The 14,830-nt window shown below is 58.0% G+C and carries 14 protein-coding genes; 13 read left to right on the top strand and 1 reads right to left on the bottom strand.

Features of this window, described 5'->3' with window-relative positions; translation table 11 throughout:
• The first annotated feature begins 50 nt into the window (after positions 1-50).
• The 6 genes from dhaK to G439_RS0104230 all read left to right on the top strand — a co-directional run bounded on the left by dhaK (position 51) and on the right by G439_RS0104230 (position 7,763).
• Complete coding sequence (gene dhaK, locus G439_RS0104255) at positions 51-1,043, top strand: dihydroxyacetone kinase subunit DhaK (RefSeq protein WP_026459383.1); 993 nt, start codon at positions 51-53, stop codon at positions 1,041-1,043.
• Positions 1,044-1,051: 8 nt separating this feature from the next.
• Positions 1,052-1,684 (top strand): dihydroxyacetone kinase subunit DhaL, encoded by a 633-nt coding sequence (gene dhaL, locus G439_RS0104250; RefSeq protein WP_022867944.1) that lies wholly within the window; start codon positions 1,052-1,054, stop codon positions 1,682-1,684.
• Positions 1,684-2,397 carry a dihydroxyacetone kinase phosphoryl donor subunit DhaM gene (gene dhaM, locus G439_RS0104245; RefSeq protein ID WP_022867943.1) on the top strand — a complete coding sequence of 238 codons (714 nt, stop codon included), beginning with the start codon at positions 1,684-1,686 and terminating at the stop codon, positions 2,395-2,397. The genes dhaL and dhaM overlap by 1 nt, the downstream gene beginning before the upstream one ends.
• Before the next feature lie 77 nt (positions 2,398-2,474).
• Positions 2,475-2,921: a nucleoside-diphosphate kinase gene (ndk, locus tag G439_RS0104240; RefSeq protein ID WP_022867942.1), complete on the top strand. Its 447-nt coding sequence runs from the start codon at positions 2,475-2,477 to the stop codon at positions 2,919-2,921.
• Between the two features lie 171 nt (positions 2,922-3,092).
• Positions 3,093-6,635, top strand: coding sequence for a chromosome segregation protein SMC (smc, locus tag G439_RS0104235; RefSeq protein ID WP_026459382.1), 3,543 nt, complete (start codon positions 3,093-3,095; stop codon positions 6,633-6,635).
• Between the two features lie 162 nt (positions 6,636-6,797).
• On the top strand, positions 6,798-7,763 hold the full coding sequence (locus tag G439_RS0104230) for a 2-hydroxyacid dehydrogenase (protein WP_022867940.1): 966 nt from the start codon (positions 6,798-6,800) through the stop codon (positions 7,761-7,763).
• 193 nt (positions 7,764-7,956) lie between these two features.
• Here the strand turns inward: G439_RS0104230 and G439_RS0104225 are convergent, their stop codons facing one another.
• Entirely contained in the window at positions 7,957-8,268 is a 312-nt protein-coding gene (locus G439_RS0104225; protein ID WP_022867939.1) for a DUF7455 domain-containing protein, read from the bottom strand.
• Between the two features lie 92 nt (positions 8,269-8,360).
• Between G439_RS0104225 and G439_RS0104220 the strand changes: the two genes are divergently transcribed.
• The 7 genes from G439_RS0104220 to G439_RS12495 all read left to right on the top strand — a co-directional run bounded on the left by G439_RS0104220 (position 8,361) and on the right by G439_RS12495 (position 14,830).
• Positions 8,361-10,469: a DNA gyrase/topoisomerase IV subunit B gene (locus tag G439_RS0104220; RefSeq protein WP_022867938.1), complete on the top strand. Its 2,109-nt coding sequence runs from the start codon at positions 8,361-8,363 to the stop codon at positions 10,467-10,469.
• A 138-nt stretch (positions 10,470-10,607) separates the two neighbouring features.
• Positions 10,608-11,627 carry a GNAT family N-acetyltransferase gene (locus tag G439_RS0104215; RefSeq protein WP_040434683.1) on the top strand — a complete coding sequence of 340 codons (1,020 nt, stop codon included), beginning with the start codon at positions 10,608-10,610 and terminating at the stop codon, positions 11,625-11,627.
• A gap of 36 nt (positions 11,628-11,663) precedes the next feature.
• Positions 11,664-12,710, top strand: a complete 1,047-nt coding sequence (locus G439_RS11110; RefSeq protein ID WP_022867936.1) for a GNAT family acetyltransferase — start codon at positions 11,664-11,666, stop codon at positions 12,708-12,710.
• A 152-nt stretch (positions 12,711-12,862) separates the two neighbouring features.
• Entirely contained in the window at positions 12,863-13,057 is a 195-nt protein-coding gene (locus G439_RS0104205) for a hypothetical protein (RefSeq protein WP_207382263.1), read from the top strand.
• The gene (locus tag G439_RS0104200; protein ID WP_022867934.1) at positions 13,054-13,344 is read left to right on the top strand and encodes a hypothetical protein; all 291 of its coding nucleotides are present in this window, start codon (positions 13,054-13,056) and stop codon (positions 13,342-13,344) included. Before G439_RS0104205 ends, G439_RS0104200 begins: the two co-directional genes overlap by 4 nt.
• A 459-nt stretch (positions 13,345-13,803) precedes the next feature.
• Entirely contained in the window at positions 13,804-14,109 is a 306-nt protein-coding gene (locus tag G439_RS0104195; RefSeq protein WP_131333516.1) for a hypothetical protein, read from the top strand.
• Between the two features lie 319 nt (positions 14,110-14,428).
• Positions 14,429-14,830, top strand: coding sequence for a hypothetical protein (locus G439_RS12495; protein ID WP_131333513.1), 402 nt, complete (start codon positions 14,429-14,431; stop codon positions 14,828-14,830).

Below are 14,830 nucleotides of genomic sequence, written 5' to 3'. Positions count from 1 at the left end.
AGATGATGCTCACGTTGGCCGTTCACCGTTCAGGTTTGCAAGGAGGCACCGTGAAGAAGCTGGTCAACGACGTTCACAACGTCGTTAAAGAAACCCTCGAGGGGTTCGCATTGGCCCACGCCGACCAAGTTGAGGTCCATTTCGACCCCGATTTCGTCGTACGCGCAACCCCAAAGGCGCGAGGCCGTGTCGGCCTCGTCTCTGGTGGAGGTTCCGGCCATGAACCCCTCCACGCAGGTTTCGTTGGCGAAGGCATGCTTGATGCGGCCGTTCCCGGCGCTGTATTCACATCACCCACACCCGACCCAATTCTCGAAGCCACCAAGGCTGCTGACCGAGGCGCGGGCGTGCTGCACATCATCAAGAACTACACAGGCGACGTCCTCAACTTTGAGACCGCTGCTGAAATGGCGGAGATGGAAGACATCGAAGTACGAGCCGTTGTGGTCAACGACGACGTCGCAGTCGAAGATTCCCTCTACACGGCGGGACGTCGCGGCGTCGCAGGCACCGTCCTCGTTGAAAAGATCGCTGGCGCTGCGGCCGAACGCGGCGACGATCTCGAAAGCGTCACCGCCATTGCCCAGCGTGTCAATGACGAGATGCGTTCCATGGGCTTGGCTCTGGGGCCGTGCACCGTTCCTCATGCTGGAAAGCCCTCTTTCGACCTGGACGAGGACGAGATTGAGCTGGGTATCGGCATCCACGGCGAGCCCGGGTACCGCCGCGGCAAGATGGAACCTGCCGACGATCTGGTTGCAGAACTCTACGAGCGCGTGCGCGACGATCTGGGGCTTAAGGAAGGCGAGCGCGTCATTGCCCTGGTCAACGGCATGGGTGGAACGCCCTCGTCGGAGCTCTACATCTGCTACCGCAAGCTTGCGCAACTGCTGCAAGCAGATGGCATTGACATCGCACGTCCCATGGTCGGCGACTACGTGACGTCGTTGGAGATGCCTGGTGTGTCGATCACCCTGTGCAGGGTGGACGATGAGCTGCTTGAACTATTTGATGCGCCGGTGTGCACGCCGGCCTGGAAGTGAGGAAACCTATGGCACTTGATGCCGCATGGGCCGTCCGCTGGATGTCCAACACTCGCCGTGAAGTCGCAGCGCAAAGGGAATACCTGATTGACCTTGATCGCCAGATCGGCGACGGCGACCACGGTGAAAACCTTGATCGCGGCTTCGCCCAGGTTGAGCAGGCTTTATCCGATGCGACGATTAACAGCGTTCAGGACGTTTTGAAGATCGCCGCGAAGACTCTCATGTCAACCGTTGGCGGGGCAGCGGGGCCACTGTATGGCACCGCTTTCTTGCGTGCGGCCAAGTCTGTGACGGATGAACCTTTGGACGGGCAGGGCGTTGCGGCGCTCATCAGTGCGGCACTCGAGGGCATCCAAGCCCGCGGAAAAGCCGAACGCGGCGAGAAGACTATGGTCGACGCCTGGGGTCCAGCCGCAGACGTGGCCCAAGCTGCTGCTGACGGTGGGCAAGCAGCAGAAGCTGTTCTCGCTGCTGCTTCGGGGGCTGCCGATTCAGGCGCCACGGCTACAGGTCCTCTCAAGGCAACGAAGGGACGCGCCTCCTACCTGGGGGAGCGTTCCGTTGGACACTTGGACCCCGGAGCCGTTTCGTCGGCAATTATCCTGGCTCAGGCAGTTGCCGCCGTTGAGGAGTCCTAATGCCTGCCGTCGCATTCGTCATTGTGTCGCATTCGGATCTGCTGGCACGCGGGGTGGTTGAACTGGCAGCTCAGATGGCTCCGGATGTGCATTTCGAAGCAGTCGGTGGAAACGATGATGGCGGTATTGGTACGTCGTACGACCGGGTTGAGGCAGCCATTGAAGCTGCTCGCACCAAGGTCGACGACGCGGACGGCGCCGGAGTCCTGGTGCTGACCGATATTGGTTCGTCAACGATGACCGTCGAGTCTGTTCTGGAGTTCGTCGACGACCCTGACCACGTGCAATTCGTTGAAGCGCCACTGGTGGAGGGCACGGTTGCGGGTGCGGTGCGTGCACAATTGGGCAATCCGCTGGGCCAGGTTGCTGCGGCGGCTCGGGGTGCCTTGTCCCTTTCGTCTTCTGCGCAGGGCGAGGATTCGGAGCTGCCGGTTGCTCGAGAGGATCCATCGCAGGATCCTGAGGGGGCTGTAGTGGGGGAAGCTGTTGTTGCTGACCCGGTAGGTCTTCATGCCCGGCCGGCCGCACTCTTGGCACGTAAGGCAGCGAGCTTCGACGCTGACATTAAGATCAACACCGCCGAGGCAGCGTCCGTTCTTGAAGTCATGTCTTTGGGCATCCAACAGGGCGAGACTGTGCGCATCGTGGCCACGGGTCCCCAGGCACGTGAAGCCGTTGCTGCGCTGGTGGAGATGCTTCAGGACGCCGGCTGATCTTTGTTGAAGGGCGTGTACGTTCCCGGGGGAGCTGTGGCTCCCTGGGGGTGTCACAATAGAGGAAAGGTGTCTGAATGAACCACGATCTTCTTGATCCGGACAGTGAACACACGTTGTTGCTGGTCAAACCTGATGGTTACAGGCGAGGCCTGACAGGTGAGATTTTGCGTCGCATCGAAGCCAAAGGCTACGTCCTGCGCGGCCTGAAGGTGATGGTGGCTTCGCGTGATCTGCTTGAGGAACACTACGCGGAACACCGCGGCAAGGGGTTCTTTGATCCGATGGTCGCCTACATGAGTTCTGGTCCTGTGGTGGCTGTGGTCATTGAGGGACAGCGCGTTGTTGAAGGGGTGAGGGCTTTGATGGGCTCCACCGACCCGACAACGGCGCCAGTGGGAACTATCCGCGGTGACTTGGGACGGGCATGGGACAAACCCCATGTGGAAAACCTAGTGCACGGCTCGGATTCGCCTGAATCTGCCCGCAGGGAGATCAAACTCTGGTTCCCTGAACTGGTCTAAGCTTGGGCAACACTGCGTCCTTCAACGGTGTTGCGCCAGGGGCTGGCGAGTTTGAAGCTGGCTGAAACCGTGGAGCCTTCGAGTTAATGCGAGTTCGCTGAAACCCGCCTTAATGGCGATGAAATCGCCATTAAGGCGGGTTTTCGCGTGTTCACACCGTATTCTGTTGGGGTGCACCTAAAAACCCTGACGCTGCGAGGATTCAAATCCTTCGCCAGTGCGACGACGCTGAGGCTCGAACCGGGCATCACCTGCGTCGTCGGCCCCAACGGTTCAGGTAAGTCGAATGTGGTTGACGCCCTCGCGTGGGTGATGGGTGAACAGGGCGTAAAAACCTTGCGTGGCGGCCAGATGGCTGACGTCATTTTCGCTGGAACCTCCGGTAGGCCAGCGTTGGGGCGCGCTCAGGTTGATCTGACGATTGATAACTCCGATGGCCTTCTGGACATCGACTACTCAGAAGTCACCATCACCCGTACCCTTTTCCGCGGCGGAGGATCCGAATATCAGATCAATGGCACTCCAGCCCGCCTCCTCGACGTTCAAGAATTGCTGTCTGACACCGGTATGGGCCGCCAAATGCACGTCATTGTCGGTCAGGGGCAGCTTGATGCGATCCTGTCTTCAACGCCGGAGGAACGCCGCGGCTTCATCGAAGAAGCAGCCGGCGTCCTCAAACATCGGCGCCGCAAAGAGCGGGCCTTACGCAAACTGGCAGATATGGACGCGAATTTGGTTCGGGTCCTGGACCTGACCAACGAAATCCATCGCCAACTGGGGCCACTGGCCCGACAAGCCAAGATTGCTCGGCGCGCATCCCTCATTCAAGCTCGAGTCCGTGACGCCAAAGCACGCCTACTGGCAGACGATCTGGTGTCCGCGCGCGAACGCCTAACCGTGCAATCGACGAACGACGAAGCCCAAGCACAGCGCAGGGCCGCCCTCGAACAGCAGATCGAAAAGGCACGTACCGAACTGGCCCGCCTCGAAGATGAAGAACGCCAATCCACTCCGCGTATGGAACAGGCCACGAGGGCGTGGCAGGAGTTTACGACGATCCACGAGCGGCTACGCGGCACCCTCATGGCAGCCCAAGAACGTGTGGCTTTGCGATCTCAGCCTGAATTGGCTCCATCGGGTGACGACCCGGAAATGCTGGATGAAAGGGCCAAACTTGCCGGAGATGAGGACGCTGAACTCTTAGAACGCCTGGAACAGGCTCGAAGTGACCTCACCGCTCAGACTCGCCTGCTCGAGCAGCTCGAGGACGCCCAACAGCAGGCGGCTCGCGAACTGGCCCGAGTCAACCGGTCATTGGCTGATCATCGTGAGAAAGTTGCCCGGATGACAGGTGACGTGTCCTCGGCCCAGTCACGCCACGAAGCCGCAAAGAACGAGGCCGAACGCACCCAGACCGCACTTGAGGAAGCGCGGCGCCGCCAGGAAGTAGCTGAGGCTGCAGCAGCTGCCGCGCCCATTCCAACAGTTGACGAGGACGAGGGTTCTGCCGGTGCCATCCACGCTGCTGCGGTGCGTGCCAGGGATGAGGCGCGCGCTCACGTCGATGAAGTGTTGGCGGCTGAACGTGAAGCACGCGCAGATCGGGCTCGCTGGGAGGCTCGACGCGACACTCTTGAACAGTCGTTGGCTCCCCAAGACACGACTGCTGAGTTGTTGGGTTCAGACGGTGTCATTGGTTCGCTTCCGCAATTTTTGCGCGCTCACTCCGGTTATGAGGACGCGATTGCCGCCCTCGTGTCTCCCTACACGGATGCGGTCGTCGTTGATTCCACGCAGACGGCTCTAGAGCAGTTGCGCCGCGTTCAAGATAACAATGGCGGACTTATTCGGATGGTCGTAGCCGACGGTACAGCTACCGACGCTGTGCAAGGCAAAGCGGGGCGCGCACAGTTGCCCGAGGGCGCACATTGGGCCCTTGATCTAGTCGATGCTGACCAGCAGGTCCGCGAATCGATTATGGATCTGTTGGTGGGCGCCGTGGTTGTTGAAGATCTGGCATCTGTTGAAACTCTCGCTGGTATTTCTGGCGTGCGCGTCGTTGTTTCTCTACGTGGAGACACATGGACCAACGGCAGAGTCACCGGATTGGGTAGCATGCAAACCTCCGTGTTAGCGCTGCGCGCCCAATACGAGGAGGCAGGCCTTGCAGCCGATGCAGCTCAAGCCCGCTTGGCTAAAGCCGAAGAAGAACTCGGCTTAGCAAACACTGCTCTCGACCATGCAATCAAGGCAGCTAACGAGGCGCTGCGAGCCCTGCGCGACGAGGACGCGGCGCGAGCAAAAGTTGCTCAGGAGGTGGCCCGAGTCCAATCGGCAGCCTCGGCTGCCCAGGCTGAAACACAGCGCGCTCAAGAGATCGCTGCCAGGGCTGCTCAACAGGTCGAATGGACGGGGGAGCAGGTTGCTCAAGCACGCCAACGCCTCGAATCCAATTCTGAGCAGGCCCCTCAAGATGATCTGGATACGGCCCAGAGTCAATCCGAAGCAGCAGAGGCGGCAGTCAAGGAGGCTCGCGAGCAGGAAACCCAGATGAGGCTCGCTCTGCGTGCCCTCGAAGAAGAATCTCGTCAAATCCAGTCAAAGGCCCGAAATTTGCGGCAAGCTGCCGCGCGGGAACGCGAAGAACGCCAGCGATATGCCAGACGTGAGGCCAAACGCAAGGCAGAACTGGCTGTCGCCCTCGAAGTGGTTGAGGGCGCAACGGCCGCCCTCGAAAAAGCAGCTGGGTCGCTGGCTCAAGCTCAAGAGGAACGCCAGGCGGCAGAATCGGAACGTAGCCAGGTGTCTCAGGCAGTAACGGATGGGCGCCGAGTCATTGATCGTTTGAACGCTGAGTTAGCGGAGCTCACGTCGGCGTCGCATCGCGATGAGATTGCTCGCGCGCAGATGCGCATGAGAGTTGAACAGCTTGAATCACGTAGCTTGGAGGATCTGTCGCTGGAAGCCGACCAGCTTGTCGAAGAGTTCGGTCCCCACAACCTCGTGCCTGTGTTTGGCAATGATCCGGATGCGAGCGAAGAGGACTTGCCTGAGCCGGTGCCATATGTGCGTTCTGAGCAAGAGCGTGCCTTGGAACGGGCTTCGCGTGACTTGGACAAATTGGGTCGAGTCAACCCTTTGGCGTTGGAAGAACATGCTGCTTTATCGAAACGCCACGAATTCTTGGTCTCCCAGGTCCAAGATCTCAAGAAGTCGAAAGCTGATTTGCTCGACATTGTTGAAGATGTGGATCGGTTGGTTGAAGAGGCCTTTACGTCGGCTTTCCGCGATACGCGCGAGCAATTCGCTCACACTTTTGAAGTGCTTTTCCCCGGTGGGCAAGGCGACTTGGTTTTGACCGATCCGGAATCAATGCTGACCACCGGCATCGAGATTGAGGCGCGTCCTGCCGGCAAAAAAGTCAAACGTCTGTCGTTGCTGTCGGGAGGGGAGCGGTCCTTGGCAGCCATAGCCTTCCTCGTTGCGATCTTCAAGGCCAGGCCCTCGCCGTTCTACGTGATGGACGAGGTCGAGGCCGCCCTCGACGATGTCAACCTTTCTCGTCTTCTGACGATTTTTAAAGAGTTGCAGCAAGAATCGCAGCTCATCGTCATCACTCACCAGAAGCGGACAATGGAGATTGCGGATGCCCTGTATGGGGTGACCATGAAGGCTGGTGTGACCACGGTGGTGTCTCAGCGATTGGATGCGTAAAGTCCGCTCGCAAAATTGTTAACAATTTTTCTGTGTGGCGGTGTATCGTCGTTCATGGAGTCACCGCCTCACGCCTTGCGACGCTCGTTCACGGGGAAGAAAAGGTGAGGACGCCGCCCTCGAGCCGGACAGATCTTCAACGACGAATGGAGCCTCAGCCTCATGTCCCACAACGTGTACATCGCACGACTTCTCACCGACAACATCCAGAACAAACTGGCCGACGTCGACGGATTCACCTTCGACATCGGTGAAATCGCTCCGCCCTCGCGCGAAGAACTGCTGTCGCGTGTGGCAGGCAAAGACGGTGCCATCGTGACGCTGACTGAGAAGATCGACGAAGAGTTCTTCGCAGCGGCAGGCCCCCAGCTCAAAGTTGTCGCCAACGTTGCGGTCGGCTTCGACAACATCGACCTTGAAGCAGCAGCCCGCCACGGCGTCACCATCACCAACACCCCCGGTGTTCTTGACGGTGCGACCGCCGACCATACTTTCGCGCTGCTGCTGGCAGTGTGCCGCCGCATCGTAGAAGCCGACAACTTCGTCGGTGAGGGTACCCCGTGGATCTGGGGTCCGCGCATGTTCGTCGGCCTCGACATCTCCGCGGGCGCAACCCTGGGCATTATCGGCCTGGGACGCATTGGCCTGGCTGTTGCCCGCCGCGCCGCAGCTTTCGACATGAAGGTCATCGCTGCTGACGCAACCCGCACCGTCGGTGAGGTTGTCGAGGGCGTCGAGATAGTTTCGCAAGAGGACCTGCTGGCGGCCTCGGATGTCGTTTCCCTGCACGTGCCGTTGCTGCCCACCACCCGCCACCTCATCAACGCTGACACCATCGCTCAGATGAAGGACGGCGCGTACCTGATTAACTGTGCGCGTGGCGGTGTCGTTGACGAAAAGGCCCTGATTGCGGCTATTGATTCGGGCAAGATTCGCGGCGCCGGTATTGATACTTTCGAGGGCGAGCCCAACATTGATCCCGAATTGATCAAGCGCCCGCAGATCGTATGCACTCCTCACACTGCGTCGGCCGGTGAAGCCACTCGTGACGCCATGGGCCAGCTGGCTCTGGACAATGTTGTCGCTGTCTTGTCCGGCAAGGAAGCGGTGACTCCCGTTCGTATGTGACGGATTCGCAGTGCTTTTTGCGTCGTGCGGAAGCGTGAAAAAGCTGGGGCTTGGAGATCTGGTGAGATCCCCAAGCCCCAGTCTTAACGTATGGGCGTCCCTCGGCGGACTTTTGGGCGTCCCTCGGCAAAGCTTTGGGCGTCCCTCGCGGGGGAAGCGAGGAACGCCCAGTTGTTGGCCGAAAGGCTAAAACTCAGAGAGTTCCGACCTCGTCGGCGATCAGCAAGTACCGCTCATCCAAGACATGCTTGGCAGTGGCAACCATCGCCTCAAGATGCTTGTTTGCATGGTGAGCACAAAAGAAGAGTTGGCCATCGGAAGCCAAAGTAACACGGACCCACGCCCGGGCACCGCACTGGTCGCAGCGATCTGCTGCAGTCAAAACAGGCTCTTGGACTGCCGGACGCTCAAGTGTCATTGCATTCATGACACCATCACACACCATCGACAGCTCCCACGCACCGCCAAACACTCCTTGTTCACCTCCGGCGCAATCGCCGCGCATCCGTCCGCCCTCGAACGTCGAATCCCTCACCACTTAACCCATTTCGGCGAGGCACACCCCGACTCAACGCGCGACTTTCCTACGATGTGCGAGTGACTCCCACATCTGCATCTGACTACAGCGCACGCCACCTGTCGGTCCTCGAAGGTCTCGAAGCCGTGCGTAAACGCCCCGGTATGTACATCGGCTCTACCGACCACCGCGGACTCATGCACTGCCTGTGGGAAATCATCGACAACGCAGTCGACGAAGCCCTCGAAGGCCACTGCGACACCATCGACGTGCGCTTGCATCCCGACCACTCCGCATCCGTTGCCGACAACGGTCGCGGTATCCCGGTCGATGAAGTACCCGGGGTTGGACTGTCTGGCGTTGAAGTTGTCTACACGAAGCTGCACGCAGGCGGAAAGTTCGGCGGTGGCTCTTACGCGGCCTCCGGCGGTCTGCACGGCGTCGGTGCATCCGTGGTCAACGCCTTGTCCGCACGCCTTGACGTGCAGGTCGATCGCGGATCCAAAACTTGGGAAATGTGCTTCCGCCGCGGTGAACCCGGAGAATTTGACGATACGAAACAGCGCACACCGAACTCACCTTTTACTCCTTTCACCCAAGCCTCCAAACTCAAAACCGTTGGCAAAGTCAAAAGGAACGTCACCGGCACGCGCGTACGCTTTTGGGCCGACTTCCAGATCTTCCCCGCAACCGAAGGTTTCTCTTGGGAAGGACTGCTGGCCCGTGCCCGCCAAACAGCCTTCCTGGTACCCGGACTGACCATCAACTGCTGGGATGAACGCGGCGAGGAAGAACTCCACGAATCCTTCCGCTTCGATGGCGGCGTCGTCGACTTCGCCAATTGGCTGTCCTCCGATGGGCCAGTCACCGACACATGGCACATCACTGGCGAGGGGTCTTACACCGAAACCGTCCAAGCCCTTGACCCCGAATCTGGCCACCTGCAAGCCACCGAGGTTGAACGCACCTGCGAAGTTGATTGCGCATTGCGCTGGGGGATCGGCTACGACACCCAGATACAATCCTTCGTCAACATTATTGCCACACCCAAGGGCGGCACCCACGTCGCAGGCTTTGAACAAGCAGTCCTGAAAGTCTTGCGCGCCCAAATCGATAAGAATTCGCGCAAACTTAAGGTCGGCACCAAAGACGGGCGCCCCGAAAAAGAAGATGTCCAAGCTGGAATGACTGCCGTTATTACGGTTCGCTTCCCAGAACCCCAGTTTGAAGGCCAAACCAAGGAAGTTTTGGGAACACCGCAGATTCGATCCGTTGTCAATAAAGTGATTTCGGATTGGCTTAGCGCCAAGTTCAAGTCCACCAAACGCGACGACAAACAACAGACTTCCATGCTCATGGAAAAGGTCGTGGGAGAGATGAAAGCGCGCGTTTCTGCGCGCATCCACAAGGAAATCTCGCGCAAGAAGAATGCGCTGGAAACATCCTCGCTGCCCGCAAAGTTGGCTGACTGCCGCATGGAGGATGCCTGGCAGACTGAATTATTTATTGTCGAGGGCGACTCGGCGTTGGGAACGGCTAAGGCTGCGCGCAATAGCCAGTACCAGGCTCTTTTTCCGATCCGCGGCAAAATCTTGAACGTGCAAAAAGCCTCGACGGCTGACATGCTGGCTAACGCCGAATGTTCCAACATCATTCAGGTCATCGGAGCCGGCTCCGGCAGGACCTTCGATTTGGAATCAGCACGCTACGGCAAGGTCATCCTCATGACTGACGCTGACGTTGACGGCGCGCACATCCGCACTCTGCTGCTCACCCTCTTCTTCCGCTACATGCGTCCTATGGTCGAGGCCGGACGCGTCTATGCGGCGGTTCCGCCCCTGCACCGTATTGAGGTCGCAGGCAAAGGCAGACGAGGGCGAGAGTTCATCTACACCTATTCCGAAGAGGAACTGCATCGCAAGCTGCGTGAACTCAAGCGTGCCGGGCGCACCTGGAAGGAACCGATCCAGCGATACAAGGGCTTGGGTGAAATGGACGCAGACCAGTTGGCGGAAACAACAATGGATCGTGCTCACCGTTCGCTACGGCGCATCACCTTGGGAGATGAAGAAGGACTGCGCGAGGCCGAGGACGTTTTCGAGCTGTTGATGGGTTCGGTTGTTGGTCCACGGCGTGATTTCATTGTTGAAGGTTCAGCCGCTTTGGACCGCGAGAGGATCGACGCTTAACGCACGTGTTGGTGGTCTAGCGGATGCATCGCCCGACCGCGGCGTTATTGAAAAAGGTGTAGTGGTCTTTTGAGGTTGGACTGCGTGAATAGATGAGCGCATGTGACCTTTGGCCCCCTCGCCCGTATTATGGTCCTCATGACTGGACTTGCCGAGCGACTCAAGCTGCCCGAGTCCGTCCCCTACCCAGGAAAGCACCTGGGTTTGCGCTGGCGCTCCATTATGGCTGCCGATGCGCCTGCAGTTTTTGACCTGATTAGGACGGTTGAAGCAGCAGACGACTCGATCCGGCGCACGGGCGCGGATGCAGTCGCTGAGATGATCGAAGGCCGAGGAGGCGTCGACTGGGTCGACGCCATCGTCGGTGTCGATGTCGACCGTAAGATCTGCGCGGTGGGCACAGTTCGAGTAGTCCGCACAGTCACTGATACAGCGAATGCGCTGATTAACGCTTATGTTCACCCTCATTGGAGGGGAAGAGGACTGGGGCGTGCCTTGTTGTATTGGCAAGATGGGCGCGCTCGCCAAATGCTTGTTGAAACCTTTGGCGGCGACTCCCAGATTCCCGCGTCTATAGCCAACTTTGTCGATGGACATAAGACTGATCGCCGCCGCCTCTACATTGCTGCGGGATTCTACGCCAAGAGAACCTTCCAGATCATGTATCGGGATTTGGAGGGCTCCGAGCAGCCGGCGCCAACACACCATGGGTACACCATCCGGCCTTTCGTTGATGTGAGTGAAGCTGCTGTGCGTGATCTGCACATGAGAGTCTTCCAGGAGCATTTCCGTCCCGACTTCCGCGGACAGTGGTGGAAGGAAGGCCTGCGTGAAATGGATGCACGCTGGTCCTTTGTTGCCTGCGATCCCGACGGTACAGCCGTCGGATACATTATGACGGGGCGACCGACAGACCGATGGGTGGCCACTGGGCGAACCGAAGCCTACGTTGCTTTACTTGGCGTTGATCCTGCCCATCGTGGATATTCCTTGTCGAGTGCGCTGGTCGATGCGTCTGTCGCCGCCGCGGCTGCTAGCGGAATGAGCCGAATCGGGCTTGACGTGGATACGAAGAACGATTCGAATGCTCACGGAATCTACGAACACCTCGGCTTCGTTGATGAAAAAGCAGAGGTTTACTACACGATCGACTTATGACAACAATCGACTTATGAAGGCAAAGGAGGGCAAGCAGTGAGCGAGTATGAGGCCGATGCCCAGCAGTCGACTGAAACCCCAGAGCCTGAATCCTCCTCCGCAGTCGCAAATCCCGACAGTCATCATGGCATTGTCTGGGAAGAACTTGATGCGCAGCACCTATACCCCTTGGCCTCCCTTATTGCTCGCATCGAAGCCCAAGACAATCCGCCGTATCGCACATCAGCCGACGAAGTCGCAGAAATGTTGGCTGATACGAGCCAATGGCGAGGTATTGCAGGCTTTGCCACGAGGGGGCTAGCTAAAGGCCGGATGATTGCTTTTGGCCAGGTGCATCTGCGCTTCCCCGGACATGTCGAATGCGTGTGCCACGGGGGAGTGGATCCAACCTTCCGCCGAGTAGGACTCGGCGGCGCCCTCGTCGAATGGCAAGAAGCTGCCGCCCGCCAGATGCTGGCTGAGCTTCCTGACAACCCTCCTGCCCAGATCGTCTCCCAGGTTGAAAGCGGAGAAGCTGATCTTGAAGAACACCTCAAATTGAGGGGTTTTCACTGGGCACGCACCTACTACGAATTGCGCGCAGACCTATCCGACCTGCCTGAGCAGCCCGAACTGGGGCGATATCTGACCATTGAAGAATGGTCAGATGAGTGGGAAGAACCAGTGCGTAGGGCCGCGAACCGGCTGAGCGAGCAGGAGTGGGGTCGGCCCCCGCTTACTCGCGAACAGTGGTTGCAGGGGCGTACATCTTTTGTTCCCGAATGGTCCTTTGTGGCAGTTGATCGTCAATCTGATCGCCCGCGCGTAGCAGGGTTCCTTCTAGCCTCACGTTACGAACAGGACTGGGCGGCCTTGGGCTGGAAAGAAGGCTACATCGACCAGATGGGTGTCTTGGAAGATTGGCGCCAGACGCGCGCCGTTGACGCCCTCATCACGGCTTCTATGCGTGCCCAAGCCCGCGACGGAATGGACCGCATTGGTGCTGGCCTTGGATCAGCCAACCACTCCGGTGCGTTAGCTGTCTACGACTACCTGGGCTTTAGGACGGTTGGGCAGACGCGGCTGTATGCGATTGAGGCGTAGAGCCTTCTGGTTAACCGTTTTCTGTAGTAGATTCAATTTTCACGATAGACGCCAACGAAAATTGTTCTCTGAACGAATTCCAGTGGCCTCCAGTGGTCTACGTTCCATGCACCATTGATAGTCAAGGAGAGAGGCACCTTGCGCTTAGGACGATGAAAGATGGGCGCATTGCGTTGCTCGTCTACACTGCTCTAGATCGTCTCAAGGATCGTGCGGGTGAGGTTCCGTGGGCGCTGCTTGATTGGCCTTCTTTGGGACAGCTACAGAAGACGGACCACTTCGATCTTGTTATTCCCGATGTGGTTGTCCCTTTTGATAAACGAGATACGGTTCAAAGGGGGCAATGACTATGTTGCAGTTCGATTCTGATAGTGCCGCGAACATTGCTAAATACGTCTCCCAGGCTCAGGCAAGCGTTGACCGCGCGAACTCAGCACTGATGATGTCGGTCGATTCCGGATGGATAGACTTGGCGATCTCATCCCTACAATCGCGACAAAACAGTGTCCTCTCCGCCCTGTCATCGGATCTGTCGTCAACAGCGTTGGACATTGAGGCAACAGCGGTCTCCTTCGAAGAAGCGGACGCAGAGATCAAGGACGCAATCACTGGGGTCAAGGCGGTTATCCAGTGATCACTGTCGATATTCCGGGGAGCCCTGCATCTCTTCGAGCTTTTACGTCTGCCCTTGAATTTCAGGCTGTCGAGCAGCTCGAAGAATCGCGAGATTACCTTGAAGCTGCACAAAACGCAATGCGTGCACTAGTTTCGAACTCAAGAGAGCGTGGACTGGTTGTTAGCGGAAGGGTATGTTCAGTTTCCCGCGGTTGGTGCTCCGGCAGGTCAATTTAACAGTTAAGCAACGACTGCTCAACAGACCCAACTAATATTCCAGAGGCTTTCTGCGCCGGCAACGAAAACTTCTCAAACGCTCAACTTCTCACACTGGAATAATCTGTTCAACATTGCCTCGGCCATAGTGGACGGCACTTCCGCAGGACTGCTTTCTCTTCAGGCTCGTCTCACTACGGAAGGCACGCGGTTTTATGCTTCGCAGGCAGCACGAATCCGACAGCTGAGCCTAGGCAACCCAATGCTAGTTGGCGATGACCTCGTACGAGCATTCCAGGCGGCTGATGACATGAGTGCGAGAGCATCCAATCTTATGAGCCAGGCAAGCAGAGCTGCCAGTCTAGCGAAAGGGGCATCGGTGGCTCTGGCGGGTATCGGTTTCGCAGTCGGAGTTGTTGCTTCTATATTCACGGATGGCTTTGCCGATTCTCTATTCGAGAACGGTAGCGATTTAGGAACTGCCATAAGAGCTGGAGGTGATTCACTCGCTGAGTTTGGTGAGTCAGTCGGAGACTTAGGAGAAGCAGTCTGGGATCACCTGTTCTGAATTCAGATGCAGCGTGCCATCAATGAGGGTCATAGCCTTAAACTCTTCCATGAAATAGATCAGGGAATCGGTGTTACTTGTTACGGGTGCAGGGGCAGTGTTCCTCTACCTTCTTCTAGGAATCGTTCGCCTCTATATGACTTCCGAATCCCGGAAAACTCTCCCAGAAAACGTCTTGAGCGAACAGGACGGGGTGCTGATTCTCAGGGCCCAACCACCCAGAGGAATTGTCATACTCGAGAAAAGTCAGTGGTTTCTTGTCTGTGTTGGTGTATGCAGTCTCATTCTCGCTTTGCCCTGGTCAGTTATGGTGCGAAGTATGCTGTGCGTTGCTTGGATAAGCCTCATTGTCGTCATGGCTTGGATCCAATCCCCTGAGCATCTCGGCGACGGGAACATTCGTTTAGAGCACACCTGCATCGTCCAGCGCGCAGGCGGGTGGGAGCGCCGAGTCGCGTGGAAGGATTTACGAGCTGCCGTCAGTGTGACGGCTCCGAACACAGGGCGCGGGGCGATCATGTTGGCCCTGGATGAAGCAACGGTTGGAGGCACCCACGTCACCCCGTTGGCTCCAGCCATCTTTCGGAGCACGAAGCCGCAATATAATGGCGTCGTCATGCTGAGCTTGGATGCTCGTGGTGCCAGTGTTGATGGCGATAGCATTGCGGGTGAAATCAACTCGAGAATCTCTGCACAACGAGCAGATGCCGAGGACCGATGA

It is taken from the genome of Schaalia vaccimaxillae DSM 15804, from assembly GCF_000420425.1.
GTDB lineage: Bacteria > Actinomycetota > Actinomycetes > Actinomycetales > Actinomycetaceae > Pauljensenia > Pauljensenia vaccimaxillae.
This window is presented reverse-complemented; position numbering and strand designations above follow the sequence as displayed.

Excerpts from the sequence above, each read along its gene's own strand:
- G439_RS12495 (WP_131333513.1), top strand. The coding sequence starts at position 14,429 with ATGCTGTGCGTTGCTTGGATAAGCCTCATTGTCGTCATGGCTTGGATC.
- G439_RS0104205 (WP_207382263.1), top strand. The coding sequence starts at position 12,863 with ATGAAAGATGGGCGCATTGCGTTGCTCGTCTACACTGCTCTAGATCGT.
- dhaL (WP_022867944.1), top strand. The coding sequence starts at position 1,052 with ATGGCACTTGATGCCGCATGGGCCGTCCGCTGGATGTCCAACACTCGC.
- G439_RS0104195 (WP_131333516.1), top strand. The coding sequence starts at position 13,804 with ATGCTAGTTGGCGATGACCTCGTACGAGCATTCCAGGCGGCTGATGAC.
- G439_RS0104215 (WP_040434683.1), top strand. The coding sequence starts at position 10,608 with ATGACTGGACTTGCCGAGCGACTCAAGCTGCCCGAGTCCGTCCCCTAC.
- G439_RS0104200 (WP_022867934.1), top strand. The coding sequence starts at position 13,054 with ATGACTATGTTGCAGTTCGATTCTGATAGTGCCGCGAACATTGCTAAA.
- G439_RS0104225 (WP_022867939.1), bottom strand. The coding sequence starts at position 8,268 with ATGCGCGGCGATTGCGCCGGAGGTGAACAAGGAGTGTTTGGCGGTGCG.
- G439_RS0104230 (WP_022867940.1), top strand. The coding sequence starts at position 6,798 with ATGTCCCACAACGTGTACATCGCACGACTTCTCACCGACAACATCCAG.
- ndk (WP_022867942.1), top strand. The coding sequence starts at position 2,475 with ATGAACCACGATCTTCTTGATCCGGACAGTGAACACACGTTGTTGCTG.
- dhaM (WP_022867943.1), top strand. The coding sequence starts at position 1,684 with ATGCCTGCCGTCGCATTCGTCATTGTGTCGCATTCGGATCTGCTGGCA.